A 15143-nucleotide genomic window follows, 5' to 3' on the forward strand; every position below is an offset into this window, starting at 1 on the left:
TTGGGCAGGGGTGGTCCGGGTCGTGGACAATCCCGCATTCCGATCCGCAGGGCCGCGGCACTGCCGCCCCCTGCTTTTCCTTGCATGAAAGCGCGCCATCCATGAACATCGCCAAAGACACTGCCGTCACCATCAGCTACAAGGTCGCCACGCCCGAGGGCAAGCCCCTGGACGGGGGCAACCTGTCCTACCTGCACGGCGGCTACGAGAACATCTTCCCCAAGGTCGAGGCCGCCCTCGAAGGCCAGGCCGCCGGCTTCAGCACCACGCTGGACCTGGCCGTGGAAGACGCCTTTGGCGCACGCGACGAAGGCCTGGTGCGCACCATCCCCAAGTCCGAGTTCCCCCCGGGTGTGAAGGTCGGTGGCCAGTTGCAGGGCGTGGGCAGCGATGGCCAGCCCGCCGTGTTCAATGTGGTCAAGATCAAGGGCCCTGAAGTGCACCTGGATGGCAACCACCCGCTGGCCGGCCAGGCGCTGCGTTTCTCGTGCAAGGTGGCGAGCGTGCGCGCCGCCAGCGCCGAGGAAATTGCCCACCGCCACGTGCACGGCGACCACGGCCACCACCATTGAGCCCTGCGATGGCAGCGCTGCAGGCGGTTGCCCATTCGGAAAGGGCCTTTTCCATCCCCGGCTTCCTGTCGGTTGGCGAGTGCGATGAACTCATCGCGCTGGCCGAGCGCGAGGGCTTCGAGGCCGCCGGCGTGCGCACCGCCGGTGGTCCCAAGGCCATGCCCCTGGTGCGCAACAACGACCGGGTGCTGGTCGAGTCTGCTATTTGGGTAGCGCGCCTGTGGCAGCAGATGCAGGGTGTGGCCTTGCCGCTGCTCGGTGGAGAAGCGGCGCAAGGCCTGCCCAGGGAGCTGCGTTTCTACCGCTATGCCCCAGGCCAGCGCTTCAAGATGCACAAGGACGGGCCCTGGACCGAGGCCGGCATGACCAGCCGGCTCACAATGCTGGTCTACCTCAATGCGGGCTTTGCGGGCGGGGACACCGATTTCAGGGATTTCGTGGTGCAGCCCGCCACCGGTGCGGCGCTGCTCTTCGTCCACGACACCTGGCACGAAGGCCGGGCCGTCACCGAGGGCACGAAGTACGTGCTGCGCTCGGACGTGCTCTACGCGCCGGGCTGAAGTGCCGGGGCGTTCAACTGCCCTGCGCGCCCCTTTCCAGGCTGAAGCCCTCGTCGAGCCAGCCCGTCACCCCGCCGATCATCAGCTTCACCGGCCGGCTCAGCCGCGCCAGCCGCACGGCGCCGCGGTGCGCGCCGTTGCAGTGCGGGCCCGCGCAGTAGACGACGAACAGCGTACCGGGCGCATAGGCAGACATCTTCGATTCGATGATCTTGGCGTGCGGCAGGCTCACGGCGCCGGGCACATGGCCGGCCTCGTACAGCGCATGGCTGCGCACGTCGAGCAGCACGAAGTCCTGCACGCCACGGTCCATCGCGTCGTGCACGTCCCAGCAGTCGGCCTCGAAGGTGAAGGCGGATTCGAAGTGCACGAGCGCTGCGGCACTGGGGGCGGCGGGAACGGCGGCGACGGCGCTGGGGGAAGAGGTCATGGCAACAGGCTCCTGGGTGGCGTTTCAGAGGGTTCCAGTGTCGCCATGGGGCCCTTCCACGGCCAGTGGCCGTCATGACAATCTTCGGTAACATCGCGCCATGCCCCACCTGGTTGCCATCCTCGCCTACGACCGCCTGTGCACCTTCGAATTCGGCTGTGCGGTCGAGCTGTTCGCGCTGGAGCGGCCCGAGCTGCAGGAGGTGGACTGGTACCGCTACGCCGTGTGCGCGGTGGAGCCCGGCCCTCTGCGCGCCATGGGCGGTGTGCAGGTGCAGGCGCCGCATGGCCTGGCCATGCTGTCGCGCGCCGACACCATCGTGGTGCCCGGCTGGCGCGATGCGGCCGAGCGCCCGCCCGAGGCGCTGCTGCGCGCCCTGCAGCGCGCCTGGCGGCGCGGTGCGCGGGTCTGCTCCATCTGCTCGGGGGTGTTCGTGCTCGCGCATGCGGGGCTGCTCGCGGGCCGGCGCGCCACCACGCACTGGCGCTACGCCGAGCGCCTGGCCCACGAGTTCCCCGATATCACGGTGGACGTCTCGGCGCTGTATGTGGACGAAGGCCAGGCCATCACTTCGGCGGGCTCCGCCGCGGGCCTGGACATGCTGCTGCACCTGGTGCGGCGCGACCATGGCGCGCGTGTGGCGAACACGGTGGCGCAGCGGCTGGTGATGTCGCCCCACCGCGATGGCGGGCAGGCGCAGTTCGTGCCGCGGCCCATGCCCAGCGCCGAGGTGAGCAGCATCGCGCGCCTGCTCGACTGGCTGCGGGAGAACGCGCGCCAAGTGCACACGGTGGATTCCATGGCGGCGTTTGCGCAGATGAGCCGGCGCACGCTGCAGCGCCGCTTCAAGGAGGGCACGGGCCTGTCGCCGCAGGACTGGCTGGTGCGCGAGCGTGTGGCCATCGCCAAGGAACTGCTCGAAACCCACCCGGCCATGCCCATCGACGCGGTGGCCGACCTGGCGGGCCTGGGTTCGCCCGAATCGCTGCGCCGCCATTTCCGTCTGCAGCGCCTGCCGGCGCCTTCGCGCTACCGGCAGGGCTTTGGCGTGGGCACCCGCACGTCAGCTGTTGCGGGTGAGTCCGCGTCCCTGCAGCACGGGCTCGGCTGACAGCCGCTCGCGCGCAAACTCCACGAAGGCCCGCACCTTGGCCGGCGCGCGCCGCCCCGCCGGGTAGACGATGTGCACGGGCACGGGCGGCGGCTCGTGCGCGGCCAGCACCACGCGCAGCCGGCCCGCGCGCACGCCCTGCGCCGCCTGGTAGGCCAGGCAGCGCGTGAGGCCCAGGCCCGACTCGGCCGCGGCGATGTCCACCTCGTTGCTGTTGCTGATCCAGCTGAAATGCGGCTGGCCCACCACGCCCTCCTTGAACTTCCACGGCGAGACGCTGTTGTTATCGAACGAGAAACCGATGGCGCGGTGAGCCGCCAACTCATCGGGGTGGCGCGGCTCGCCGTGCTGCGCCAGGTAGGCGGGCGAGGCCACCACCAGCCGGCGCAGCGAGCCCACTTGCACAGCCGTGAGGCCCGAGTCCGGCAGGTGGGCGATGCGGATCGCCACGTCCATGCCCTCCTCGAGCAGGTGCACCAGCCGGTTCACGAACAGCGTGCGCACCTGCACGCGCGGCTGGGCGTGCAGGAAGGCCTGCACGATAGGCGCCACATGCCGCATGCCGAACATCTGCGGCGCGGTGATGGCCAGCAGGCCCTGGGGCTCGGCCTGCCCGCCGCCGGCGGCCTGCTCGGCCTCCTGCAGGTCGGTGAGGATGAGGCGGCAGTCGAGCAGGAAGCGCTCGCCCGCCTCGGTCAGCCGCACGGTGCGCGTGCTGCGCTGAAACAGCAGCACCGACAGGCGCGCTTCCAGCGCCGCAATCGCGCGCGTGACGGCGGTGGCCGACACGCCCAGGCGCCGCGCCGCGGCGGCAAAGCCCCCGGCGTCGGCCACGGCGATGAAGCAGCGCAGGGTGTCCAAATGGTCCATTGTTGCGATATCCGCAATTTTGATTGCCGCACTATGGCTATTCACCGCGGATTTTGCAATGGATATCGTTGGGTCCTCTGTGTTTTCCCCCTCTGACAAGGACATCCCGCCATGGCACCCTCTGCACCCCTCACGCTCTATCGCATGCCCATCTCGGGCCACAGCCACCGGGTCGAGCTCATGCTGTCCATGCTCGGCCTGCCCCATGCGCTGGTCCATGTGGACGTGATCGCCGGCGAGAACCGCCAGGCCGCCCACCTGGCGCGCAACCCGCTGGGCCAGATCCCGGTGCTGGTCGATGGCGATGTTGTGCTGTCCGACAGCAACGGCATCCTGGTCTACCTGGTGCAGCGCTATGCACCTGGCAGCCATTGGATGCCGCAGGACCCGGTGGGCCAGGCCGGCCTGCAGCGCTGGTTCAGCCTGGCGGCCGGCATGTTGGCGCCCGGGGCATCGAGCGCACGCTTCGCAGCCATCACGGGCCGCGAGCCCAGCGAGGCGGCGCTGGCCATCGGTCGCCGGCTGTTCGACTTCATGGAGCCCGCGCTCGAAGGCCGTGACTGGTTGCTGGGTGGCGCAGCCCCCACGCTGGCCGACATCGCCATGGTCAGCTACACCTCGCAGGCACCGATCGGCGGGCTCTCGCTGGCCGGCTACCCGCGCATCGCCGCCTGGGTCGCGCGGGTGCAAGCCCTGCCGGGCTATGTGCCCCTGGCCGACCGCCTGCCAGCCCCTGACACCGTGGTGCCGGCATGAGCGCCGCGCCCGCCGCCGCCTTCCACGTGGGCGAGCAGGCCCTGCAGGAGCGCGTGGGCGTGCGCGAGCGCATGGCCGCCGTGGGGCCCGTGGTGCTGCGTGACCACATGCCCGACCAGCACCGCGAGCTGTTCGAGAAGCTGCCCACCTTGCTGCTGGGCGCGCTCGACGACCAGGGCCAGCCCTGGGCCACCATGGTGGCCGGGCCACCGGGGTTCGTGCAGACGCCCGATGCCGGGTCCATGCACATGGCCGTGGCGCCCGATGCGGCAGACCCCGTGCTGGCCCGGCTGGTGCCCGGTGCGCCGGTGGGGGTGCTCGGACTGGAGCCGCATACCCGCCGGCGCAACCGCATGAACGGACGGGTGGGTGCATTCGGTGCCCACGGGCTGGAAGTGGGCGTGGTGCAGAGCTTCGGCAACTGCCCCAAGTACATCCAGGCGCGCGCTCCGGGTTTGCGCGCGGTGGTGACACCTACGGCACCGGCCCAGGTGCTGGGTGCGGGGCTCGATGCCGCCGCCCTGGGCCTGATCGCGCGCAGCGACACGATGTTCATCGCCAGTGCCTCGGCTGCACGCCCGGGCGCACGGCGCAACGAAGGCGTGGACGTGTCGCACCGCGGTGGCGAGGCGGGCTTCGTGCATGCCGAGCACACGGCCGAGGGCCTGGTGCTCACCCTGCCCGACTACCCCGGCAACCTGTTCTTCAACACCCTGGGCAACCTCGCGCTGCACCCGCAGGCCGGGCTGCTGTGGGTGGACTACGAGGACGGTGGCCTGCTGCACGTAGCCGCCCGCGCCGAATTGCTCTGGGACGAGGCCTCGCGCGCACGCTGGCCCGGCGCGCAGCGCGTGCTGCGGCTGCAGGTGCTGGGCGGCATCTGGCGCGCGAACGCACTGCCCTGGCGCTGGACCGCGGCCGAGCCGGCGCCTCAGTTCAACGCAATGCGTGCGCGTGCGATGGAATGAGCGGCGCGATGGCCTTGCGCGGCGTGGTGGCCTCGGCCTCCACCATGCGCGCGCTGCGTTCGTGGGCACCGCGCGTCAGCTCGGTGATCAGCGCGGCCTCGGGCAGGTTGTGCCAGTAGCGCTGCGGCATCTCCTTGCGCATCATGTCGGTCTTCAGGCGCGCGGGGTTGAAGATGTGGCGGTAGTAGGTGAGCCACAGGGCCTCGCCGGCGTCGGGCGGCGGCGCATCGCTGCGTTGGCCACCGGGGCCGGTGTGCAATTGCGTGCCGTCCCAGCGCACGCTGGCATCGGGCGTGAGGATGGCCCAGTGCATCTGCGTGAAGCGCCGCACGAAGAAGCCGGCATTGGCCTCGGTGATGAAGTGGTCAGGCTCGAACCAGGCCACCTGCACCGTGCGGCCCTCGCCGTCGGTCACCGGGCGAAAGCGCACGAAAGCGTGCATCTTGTGCATGTCGCGCGCCACGGCGCGCACCATGTGGTGGGCCTGCATGCGGTCTGCATCGAGCGGGTCGTGGCGCAGCCCGCGCTCGTGCGACAGGCGCCACAGCAGCCGGTACATCAGCGCAAAGCGCGCCGGGTTGCGGTGCAGCACCAGGCGTTCGCACAGGCGCAGGAAGTCCTCGGGCACCTGCGGCGCCGGGCCTCCTGCCTGGCGTGGCAGCGCATTCAGGGGCAGGCCCGATGGCGCGGGGGCCGCGAACAGATCCTGCTCTGCGCCTTGCGTGGTGAACCACTCCACCTCCTGTGGCGGCACGCCGGCCTGCACCAGCGTGCGTGCGGCCTTGCGAAAGCCCGGCCAGTCGGTGGCATGTGCGAGTGTGATGGTGTGCAGTGCCATGGTGGCTTGCCTCAATCGAAAAGGCTGCGCTGCGCCGGCGGCGGAGCCATGCGGGCGGCCAGATCGGCCGCATCCAGCGTACGGCCCGGCCGGTAATCCGCAGCCTCCACGAAGGGCAGCACTTTTTTGAGCGACACGTGCAGCCGCGCCAGGTCGGCGTGGCGCAGCCGGCGCACCCGGCGCGCGGCCAGCAAGCGGTCCACCGTCTGCACGCCGAAGCCGGGCACGCGCAGCATCAGTTCGCGCGGCGCGGTGTTCAGGTTCACGGGAAAGCGCTCGCGGTGCGCAATCGCCCAGGCGAGCTTGGGGTCCATGTCCAGCGCCAGCATGCCGTCCTGGCCTGCGGGCACGATCTCGTTGTGTGCAAAGCCGTAAAAGCGCATCAACCAGTCGGCCTGGTACAGCCGGTGCTCGCGCACGGTGGGCGGTGCAATCAGCGGCAGCGCGCGCGCCGCATCGGGGATGGGGCTGAAGGCTGAGTAGTACACGCGCCTCAGCCGGTGCACGCCGTACAGCCCGGCGCTGGTGGCCAGGATGGTGCGGTCGTCGGTGGCGTCGGCGCCGACGATCATCTGCGTGCTCTGGCCGCCCGGCGCGAAGTGCGGTGCCGGGGCCCGGCGGGCGCGCACCGAAGCGGGCATCGACACCAGCTTGGCGGCAGTCTGCTCCTTGCGCGCCTGCCGCGCGTCCTCGATGTGCACCGCCATGCGCGCCATCGAGCGCGCAATGGCCGCCCCGTCCTTCTGCGGCGCCAGGGCCGTGAGCCCTTCGGGCGTGGGCAGCTCCACGTTGATGCTCAGCCGGTCGGCATGGCGGCCGGCGCGCTCCATGAGTTCGGGCGAGGCATCGGGGATGGTCTTCAGGTGGATGTAGCCGCGAAAGTCGTGCTCCTCGCGCAGCACGCGCGCCACCTCCACCACCTGCTCCATGGTGTAGTCGGGGCTCTGGATGATGCCGCTGGAGAGAAACAGCCCCTCGATGCAGTTGCGCCGGTAGAAATCGAGTGTGAGGTCCACCACCTCCTGCACTGTGAAGCGGGCGCGCGGCACATTGCTGCTGACCCGGTTCACGCAGTACAGGCAGTCGTACTGGCAGAAGTTGGTGAGCAATATCTTGAGCAGCGAGATGCAGCGCCCGTCGGGCGCATAGCTGTGGCAGATGCCCATGCCTTCGGTGGACCCCATGCCGCGCCCGCCTACGGAATCGCGCGGCGCAGCACCGCTCGACGCGCAGGAGGCGTCGTACTTGGCGGCGTCGGCCAAGATGGCCAGTTTGGATTGCAAGATCACTGTATGAATTTACAGTGATTTGCGTGTTTTGAACAGCGCAGGGTTATTGGGCCGGCTGTAGCGGGTGGTCAGCCGGCCAGCACAAAGCGGGGTCGCGCAGGGCTGCTGCGGTATCAGAAAGGGGCGGGTGGCACGTCGGCCGCGGCGCCGCCCGGCGCGCCAACGCTGCGCCGGGGAGTGAGCTGCGCGTCGAGCAAGGCCTCGATGCGGGCGAAAATCTCATGGCGCGAGAACGGCTTCTTCATGAAATCGTCTGCACCGATCCGATTGGCATAGAACTGCTCGGTAGCGTGCTCGTTGCCGCTGATCATGATCACCGGGATGTGCTGCGATGCGGGCAGCCTGCGAATGGTGCGCAGCGCATTGAACCCGTTCATGCCCGGGAGGATGATGTCGAGAAAGACCAGATCGGGCGGTTCCGCGGCGATCAGGGCCAGGCCCCGCTCGGCATCCAGCGCCTCGCGCGTTTCATAGCCTGCCGAGAGCAGCGTCTTGCGCAGGACGGCGACAACGGTCGGCGAGTCGTCGATGATCAGCACCCTGGTGCCTTTTCGCGCATTGACACGCCTGTGCTTGCGCCGCTCCAGGGGGTCTGCGGCACGTGCAAGGGGTGCGTCGGGACGGTCCGTCGTCTTGCGCATGCCGCCCAGAAAGCGGTCAAAGATACTCATGGTGCGGGCTCGCTTCTCGCTGGATAAGGGCTCAACAAGCTCCCAGTATCCAGGATGTTGGGCTGGGGCCGAAGATGCCGGCGTTTCGCAAGCTTCGCCCAGTGAGGAAAATTGGGCGCTTTGGCTACTTTTTACTGCTGGTAGCGATGGGACGGTGTTGCCGTTGCGACCACCGGTGCTGTCCCACCGCGCGTGCAAGGCACAGCCTCACGGGCGTTACTCTCCGGCCTTCTGCCGGTCCCTGCGCAACGCCCGCTGCAGCAACCGGGTGGCGCGGTCACGCAAGGGTGAGACATGGTGCTCCGCCGGCGCTTGCGCCTTGGCCTTGGTGCATGCGGCCAGAAAATCCTCAAGGATGGCGGTGTCGTCCAGTGTGTCCGAGCCCACTTTGTGGAACTCCGGGTGCCATTGCGTGGCAGCAATGTAGCCGCGCCCTGGGGCGGGTTTGAGGCGAATGGCTTCGGGCACGCCATCCGGCTCGCTCAGGGCCTCCACCTCGAAGTCCGGTGCCACCCGCTTGATGCCTTGGTGGTGGATGCTGTTGACCCGTGCGCGGGGGGTGTCGGGGTACAACTGCGCAAGGCGTGAGCCGGGCACGATCTCGATGTCATGAAAATGCTGGTCGTAGGTGGTGGCGTTGCGGTGCTGCTGCGCGCCGGGGTGCTGGAACTCGATGTCTTGGTAGAGCGCACCGCCGAAGGCCACATTGATCAACTGCAGGCCCCGGCAAACGCCGAAGATGGGCTTGCGCACTTCGGCGAACGCCTTGACAACGGCCAGGTCGTACAGGTCGCGCACGCGGTCGCCTACCCATTCCTCGCGCAGGGGCTCCTCGCCGTAATTGCCCGGCCAGACGTCCGCACCGCCGTGCATCACCACGCCATCGAGCCAATCGGCATAGTGGGCCAGTGTCACGTCGCCGCGCGCGGTCTCGCCCGTGGGGCAGGGCACCATCACCACCATGGCCCCGGCAGACATCAGCCAGTGCGCGATGGACTGCTCGACATACTGCAGGGTCTTGTTGGTGAACAGGGAGCGGGTGGGGTCGGCATGCTGAAAACAGGCGGACAGGCCGATCTTGAGGCGGGGGGCGGCGGACATGGGTGGGAGCTCCATAGGCATGCTCACAGAGGGCTGTGCATGCAAGGCAATAGGTATTTACGTTGTAGCACCCGCTCCCAGCGCCGTCTGTAGGAAAGGGCCGTGCACGCCTGTGGCTGCGCCACACGGTGCTATGAAATGTGGCTTTCTTCATGAAATGGCAGCTTGCCGTTGGTGCCTGGTGTGCTGCGGCCCGCCCGCACTCCCGATAATTTCGGTAACCGGGTGTGACAGGCTGCGGTCTGCCCGTTCGTGGCCGCACCTGCGTCGGCCGCTGCCCGCTCCATAGGAAAACAAGGCACCTCCATGCGCCACCCTTCGATGCAGCTTTCCGCGCTGGCCGCGTTCCTGGCCCTGGCCTGGCTCCCGGGCCATGCCGCCGTGCCGCCGGGCGCGGCGGCCGAGATCGTGGGCCTGCAAGGCCCGGGCGACCAGCGCGCTGCGGCCACGCCGGATTGGAAGCCGGCACGCCAGGCCCAGGCGCTGGCGCCCGGCGACTTCGTGCGCACGCGCGAAGCCGCACGCATGGCCCTGCTGTTTGCCGACGACACCCAGTTGCGCCTGCACCAGAACACGGTGCTGCAGGTCAAGGCGGTGGCCACGCCTGCGCAGCCGGTGACCACTCTGATGCTCAGCGCCGGCCGGGCCTGGACGCATACGCGCCGCGCCGACGGCAGCCGCCTCATGCTGGAAACGCCCGCCGCCACGGCCGCGATACGCGGTACGGACTGGGACATCGAAGTCGGTGGCGATGGCCGCACGCTGATCACCGTGCTCTCGGGCACGGTGGAGTTCGGCAATGCCCAGGGGCAGGTGTCGGTGGCCGCCAACGAGGCCGCCTACGCCGATGTGGGCCAGGCCCCAGTGAAGATGGTGCTGAGCCAGCCGCGCGACCGCATCCAGTGGGTGAATGCGCTGCGCGCCGATCCGCTGCCTTCGCTCGCGGCGCAGGGTAGTACCGATGGTGGCATGCCTGCCGCGCTGGACCCGGTGCGGCGCGCGCTGGCTGCCCGCGATGCGGCCGCTGCAGCCGCCGCATTGGCCCAGGTGCGCAGCCAGGTGCCCGCCGTCTGGGCAGCCGCCATGGAGTCCGCCGCGGCGCTGCAGGCGGGTGACCTGCAGGCCGCCCGCGCCCAGCTTGCGCAGCAGGTCGACGGCGCGGGCGAGCCGCCCGTGCTGGCCGCCTGGCTCATGCAGTCGGATCTGCAACTGCTCGACGGCGATGGACCTGCGGCCGTGAACACCCTGCGCACGGCACTTGCAAGGCACTGGCCCGCGCATCCGGCCCTGTTGGCCCAGCTGGCGCGCGTGCAACTGCTCACTGACAGGGTCGAAGAAGCGCAGGCCACGCTGGCAGGAACCAGCGACGCAAGCGACGGGGGCCTGGCGCTGGTGCGCGCCGAGCTGGCGCGCCGCCAGGGCAATGGGCCGGCGGCCATTGCGGCCTACACCGAGGCCACGGCGCGCATGCCCGGCGACGCACGGGTCTGGCAGGGACTGGGCAGCGCGCATGTGGAGCGCGAGGAGACCGGCCCTGCACGCAAGGCACTGGGCCAGGCGCTGGCACTCGATGCGCAGACGCCAGGGGCGCAGGGCGAGCGGGGCACGCTCGAAACCTTTGTCAACCAGTTCACCGAGGCAGGGCAGGCGTTTGAAGTCGCCCTGCGCGACAACCCTGCCGACTATGTTGCGCTCACCGGGCAGGGACTGATGCACCTCAAGCAGGGCCGGCCGCAGGCTGCGCTCGGCGATTTCCTGCGCGCCGGCGTGATGGAGCCGCGCTATGCGCGTGCCAAGGTCTGGACTGCGGTGGCCTACTACCAGCTCGGACGCACGCCCGATGCGCTGGCCACGCTGCGCCAGGCCAGTGCGCTGGACGACAAGGATCCCTTGCCCTACCTGCTGCTGGCGCAGATCCAGACCGATCTGTTCCAGCCCGGCGATGCCGTCGAGTCCGCCCGCGCGGCCGTGCAGCGCATGCCCTACCTCAAGTCGCTCAACCAGGTGGCCAATGACCAGAAGGGCAGCGCCAACCTGGGTGCCTCGCTGGCCTTCTTCGGCATGGAGGACTGGGCGCTGGAGCTGGCGCAAAAGAGCTTCTCGCCGTACTGGGGCGGCAGCCACCTGTTCCTGGCGGACCGCTACCGTGGCGAGTTCAACAAGAACTCGGCGCTGTTCCAGGGCTTTCTGACCGACCCCATGGCTTTTGGCGCCAGCCAGCTGCATTCCTCGCTGCTGCAGCGGCCGGGCAGCCATGGGGCGATGGGCATGATGCTGGACCGCGAGTTCTACCGCATGCGCGCGCCCTCGCTCACGCTCAATGGCATGGACAACAGCCAGGTGCCGGTGTCCTGGTTCTTCAAGGCGCAGAACGCCCGCGGCAAGCGCTTTCCGATCGACGTGGGGGTGTTCAACGTACCGGCGTTTCACGACTCCACGGGAGGCGCCGACGTGGGGGCCGACGTGCTGACGCTGGGCCTGGGCATGCAGCCCACCGAGCGCCTGAACCTGTTCGTGTATGCCAACCAGTTCGACGTGTCGCTGCAGGGGCGCAACCGGCTGGACCTCTGGGGCGATGGGTCCGACGTGCTGCAGACTACAGGAAGCAACCGGGTGCGCCTGGGGATGGCGGGGCTGTCCTACCGCTGGAGCCCGGTGCAGCAGACCTGGCTCAAGCTGGGGCGCAGCACGGAGCACATGCGCTCCGAGAACTACCCCACCCTGTTCCTGTTCCAGCCGCTGGCTGCCCTCATGGGCCTCAAGGCCTCGCCGGACAAGGCCTTCACCGATCTGCAGCTGCGCCACACGGTGGACCCGGAGCCCGGCCAGCGCCTGAGCGTGACGCTGGAGCATGTGGCGGAAAAGCAATCCAGCGTGGTGAGCGGCTACGGCCCCCTGATCCGCCGGGACAGCGCCGTGGCTCCCGACATCATGGTGTTTGCCGGCGTCAACGAGATCGACCGGCGCTACACCGGCCTCACCCTGGCCGGCAGCCAGCAGTTCACGCCGGGCCTGCTGCTCGATGGTGCGCTGGGGCTGCAGCAGATCCGCCACCGGGTGCGCGGTGGCAATGCGGTGGGCCTGCTGGTGCGGGACGTCAGCGAATCGAGTCAGGCGCGCCGCGCGGACACGGAGCGGGTGGTCACCCCGCGCGTGGGCCTGGTGTTCACCCCGGCGGCGGGCAGCACGCTGCGCATGGCCTACCAGGACTGGCTGCGCCCGCTGAGTGCGTCCACGCTCACCAGCGTGGAGACGGCCGGCATTCCGGTCGAAGACCGCCTGGTGGAGGCGGGCGGGCGCCATCGGCGCACGGCGGCGCAGCTGGGCATGGAGGTCGACGAGCGCACCTTCGTGAGCCTGCGCGCCGACCATTTGCGCGTGCGCAACCCCGGCGTGATCGGCGTGGATCTGCGCACGCCCAGCATGCCTTTCCTGGAGGAGATGCGCAACGCGCAGATGATCAACCTGTCGACCACCGATGCGCTTGAAGGCACCCCGGGATTCGAGGAGGGCAGCCTGCAGGCCCTGGGCGCTGGCGTGAACCGCATGTTCAGCCGCCAGTGGTCGGGCTATGCCAAGTACCTGTTCCAGCACAGCCGCAGCCAGTACCTGGACAGCACAAGCAACAGCCTGGTGCGCGACCTGCGCATCCCTTACATACCGCGCCACACGGCGGTGATCGGGGCTACCTGGGCCAGCGCGCAGCGCGTGTACCTGAGCGCCCGTGCGGTCTACCGGTCCGAGCGTTTCGAGGACAAGCAGAACCTCACACGCCGCCCGCCGGGCTGGAACCTGGACATCGCGGGCTACTGGGAAACGCAGGACAAGCACTGGGTGGTGGGCGCGGGGGTGCTGAACCTGTTCGGAGACCGTTCCGACCGCCAGTCCGTGCGGTACGTGATCGATGCGCGCTACCGTTTCTAGGGGCGCATGGCGCGAAGCGGCCCTGGCGCTCGCCGCCAGCGCGCTGGTGCTGCTGCTCGCCTGGGCTGCCACGTACACCCGGCCCTGGCATGCGCTGGAGTTCAAGACCTTCGACGTGCTCACAGCGCTTTCGGCGCCCCAGCGGGGCACCTATCCCGTGGTGATCCTCGCGATCGATGAGCCCACCTTCCAGGAGCTGCAGCAGCACTGGCCTTTTCCACGCAGCCTGCATGCGCGCCTGATCGAGCGCGTGCACGCCGACGGAGCTGCCGCGATCGGCATGGACGTGGTGTTTGCCGACCCGACCAGCGAAGAGGAGGACGCAGCGCTGGAGCGCGCGGTGGCCGTTGCCGCGCCCGTGGCGCTGGCTTCGGCGCGGGAACAGGTCGACGGCGCCAATGCCACGCTGTGGACCGATGTGCCGCCGCTGCAGCGTTTGTTGGCCGCCGGCGGCCGGGCGGGCAGCGCGCTGGTGCAGCCCGACGACGACTTCGTGGTGCGCCGCGCCTTCGGCGAGTCCGACAGCCTGGCCATGCAGCTGGCGCGCCGGGTGGCGGACGCTGGGGCCCACGACCTGCGGCCCGCCGAGTGGCTGGCCTACCGAGGCCCGCGCGGCACCTTTGACACGCGCTCTTACTACCAGGCGCTGGAGCCCGGGCTGCTGCCGCCTGGCTTTTTCAAGGGCAAGATCGTGCTGGTCGGGCGGTCCGCGCTGAGCGCTTCGGAGCTTGAGAATGCGCGCGCGGACCTGTTCAATTCGCCCTTCGGTTCTGTCGGGGGCGACCGCCTTTTTCCCGGCGTGGAGCTGCAGGCCACGCAACTGGACAACCTGCTTGCGGGCGATGGCCTGCGCAGCGCACCTGGCCATTGGACGCCCGTGCTGGTGCTCCTGATGATCCCTCTGGTGATATGGGCCGGTCGACGCCTGCACACGGGCTGGGCGATCGTGCTGATGGCGGCCTTGGTGGCGGCCATGGGGCTCGCTTCGTGGCTGCTGTTCGCCTACGCACGGCTGTGGTGGCCGCCGTTGATGCCCATCGCTGCGGCCCTGGGGTTGACGAGCGCTACCGCGCTGGTCATCTTCGCCACGGTGCGCCAAAGAGCCCAGCAGACCCGCGCCATGTTCGCGCAGTACGTGCCGCCCGCCGTGGTGGCACGCCTGGTGGCCGAGCCCGGGCTGATGCGCCTGGGCGGCGAGGTGCGCGAGGTGACCATCATGTTCACCGACCTGGCCAACTTCACCACCCTGTCGGAACAGCTCAGCGCCGAGCAAACGGTGGAACTGCTCTCGGGCTACTTCGACGCCATGACGCCCATCATCCACGGCAGCGGCGGCACGGTGGACAAGTTCATCGGCGACGCCGTGATGGCCTTCTGGGGCGCGCCGCTGGACGATGCGCAGCACGCCGAGCATGCGGTGCGTGCTGCGCTGGAGATGCAGCAGGCCATAGAGCCGCTGGTGGCCGCCCTGCGCGCGCGCGGCCTGCCGCCGCTGCAGATGCGCATCGGCCTGCACACCGGTCGGGTGGTGGTGGGCAACGTGGGCTCGCAGCAGCGCTTTTCGTACACGGTGATCGGCGATGCGGTGAACCTTGCTGCGCGCCTGGAGGGCGCGAACAAGGCCTTCGGCACAGGCATCCTGCTGTCGCAAGCCACGGCGCGGCAACTGCCGACCACCCTGCCGATTCGCGTGCTCGACGAGGTCATCGTCAAGGGCCGGGCCGAGTCGGTGCGTGTTTTCACGCTCTGTGCCGACAGCGAGGTCTGCGCGCTGTCTGCGGCCGCTCTGGATGCCTTCCAGGCGGGCGATGCGGCCACGGCTGCGGCACACCTCGACCAACTGCTGCAGCGCTGCCCCGGCGACCCGGCCGCGCTGCGCCTGCGTACCCGCGTGGCCGAAGCGGCGGCCCTGCCTGCGGGCGCACCCTGGCCCACTGCCGTTGCGTTGGACAAGTTGTAAGAACCTGTGTCTCACAGGTTCTTACCCGGCCGATTCGCGCTGTGGCGCCTTTGGTGCCACCATGGGGCCATGGCTGCGGTCTGTCGCCGCCGC

General features: G+C 69.4%; 13 protein-coding genes. 7 read left to right on the forward strand and 6 right to left on the reverse strand.

What is annotated here, in order from left to right; translation table 11 throughout:
- The first annotated feature begins 101 nt into the window (after positions 1 to 101).
- Together QYL93_RS15315 and QYL93_RS15320 are read left to right on the forward strand one after the other, a co-directional pair.
- Positions 102 to 572 (forward strand): peptidylprolyl isomerase, encoded by a 471-nt coding sequence (locus QYL93_RS15315; protein ID WP_305744439.1) that lies wholly within the window; start codon positions 102 to 104, stop codon positions 570 to 572.
- 8 nt (positions 573 to 580) lie between these two features.
- Complete coding sequence (locus tag QYL93_RS15320; RefSeq protein ID WP_305744440.1) at positions 581 to 1132, forward strand: 2OG-Fe(II) oxygenase; 552 nt, start codon at positions 581 to 583, stop codon at positions 1130 to 1132.
- 13 nt (positions 1133 to 1145) lie between these two features.
- Here QYL93_RS15320 and QYL93_RS15325 read toward each other — a convergent pair whose 3' ends face one another.
- Positions 1146 to 1562: a rhodanese-like domain-containing protein gene (locus QYL93_RS15325; RefSeq protein ID WP_305744441.1), complete on the reverse strand. Its 417-nt coding sequence runs from the start codon at positions 1560 to 1562 to the stop codon at positions 1146 to 1148.
- Positions 1563 to 1662: 100 nt separating this feature from the next.
- Here QYL93_RS15325 and ftrA point away from each other — a divergent pair, with 100 nt between their 5' ends.
- Complete coding sequence (ftrA, locus tag QYL93_RS15330) at positions 1663 to 2673, forward strand: transcriptional regulator FtrA (protein ID WP_305744442.1); 1011 nt, start codon at positions 1663 to 1665, stop codon at positions 2671 to 2673.
- On the opposite strand, the gene QYL93_RS15335 is transcribed toward ftrA, so the two are convergent.
- The gene (locus QYL93_RS15335) at positions 2626 to 3543 is read right to left on the reverse strand and encodes a LysR family transcriptional regulator (protein WP_305744443.1); all 918 of its coding nucleotides are present in this window, start codon (positions 3541 to 3543) and stop codon (positions 2626 to 2628) included. The two genes, ftrA and QYL93_RS15335, sit on opposite strands and share 48 nt — an antisense overlap.
- A 111-nt stretch (positions 3544 to 3654) precedes the next feature.
- Here QYL93_RS15335 and QYL93_RS15340 point away from each other — a divergent pair, with 111 nt between their 5' ends.
- Both QYL93_RS15340 and QYL93_RS15345 read left to right on the forward strand, forming a co-directional pair.
- On the forward strand, positions 3655 to 4299 hold the full coding sequence (locus QYL93_RS15340; protein WP_305744444.1) for a glutathione S-transferase family protein: 645 nt from the start codon (positions 3655 to 3657) through the stop codon (positions 4297 to 4299).
- Positions 4296 to 5267 (forward strand): pyridoxamine 5'-phosphate oxidase family protein, encoded by a 972-nt coding sequence (locus QYL93_RS15345; protein ID WP_305744445.1) that lies wholly within the window; start codon positions 4296 to 4298, stop codon positions 5265 to 5267. Before QYL93_RS15340 ends, QYL93_RS15345 begins: the two co-directional genes overlap by 4 nt.
- On the opposite strand, the gene QYL93_RS15350 is transcribed toward QYL93_RS15345, so the two are convergent.
- The 4 genes from QYL93_RS15350 to QYL93_RS15365 form a co-directional block, all read right to left on the reverse strand.
- Positions 5236 to 6105, reverse strand: a complete 870-nt coding sequence (locus QYL93_RS15350; RefSeq protein ID WP_305744446.1) for a TIGR03915 family putative DNA repair protein — start codon at positions 6103 to 6105, stop codon at positions 5236 to 5238. The two genes, QYL93_RS15345 and QYL93_RS15350, sit on opposite strands and share 32 nt — an antisense overlap.
- A gap of 11 nt (positions 6106 to 6116) precedes the next feature.
- On the reverse strand, positions 6117 to 7394 hold the full coding sequence (locus tag QYL93_RS15355) for a putative DNA modification/repair radical SAM protein (protein WP_305744447.1): 1278 nt from the start codon (positions 7392 to 7394) through the stop codon (positions 6117 to 6119).
- Between the two features lie 113 nt (positions 7395 to 7507).
- Positions 7508 to 8065, reverse strand: coding sequence for a PleD family two-component system response regulator (locus QYL93_RS15360; protein WP_305744448.1), 558 nt, complete (start codon positions 8063 to 8065; stop codon positions 7508 to 7510).
- 216 nt (positions 8066 to 8281) lie between these two features.
- Positions 8282 to 9166, reverse strand: a complete 885-nt coding sequence (locus QYL93_RS15365; protein WP_305744449.1) for a gamma-glutamyl-gamma-aminobutyrate hydrolase family protein — start codon at positions 9164 to 9166, stop codon at positions 8282 to 8284.
- Positions 9167 to 9472: 306 nt separating this feature from the next.
- On the opposite strand from QYL93_RS15365, the gene QYL93_RS15370 reads away from it, so the two are divergent.
- Together QYL93_RS15370 and QYL93_RS15375 are read left to right on the forward strand one after the other, a co-directional pair.
- Positions 9473 to 13090, forward strand: coding sequence for a TonB-dependent receptor domain-containing protein (locus QYL93_RS15370; protein WP_305744450.1), 3618 nt, complete (start codon positions 9473 to 9475; stop codon positions 13088 to 13090).
- Positions 13071 to 15050 (forward strand): adenylate/guanylate cyclase domain-containing protein, encoded by a 1980-nt coding sequence (locus QYL93_RS15375; RefSeq protein ID WP_305744451.1) that lies wholly within the window; start codon positions 13071 to 13073, stop codon positions 15048 to 15050. Before QYL93_RS15370 ends, QYL93_RS15375 begins: the two co-directional genes overlap by 20 nt.
- Positions 15051 to 15143 lie beyond the last annotated feature (93 nt).

Source organism: Acidovorax sp. A1169, assembly GCF_030704685.1.
In the GTDB taxonomy this organism is placed as follows: Bacteria; Pseudomonadota; Gammaproteobacteria; order Burkholderiales; family Burkholderiaceae_C; genus Acidovorax.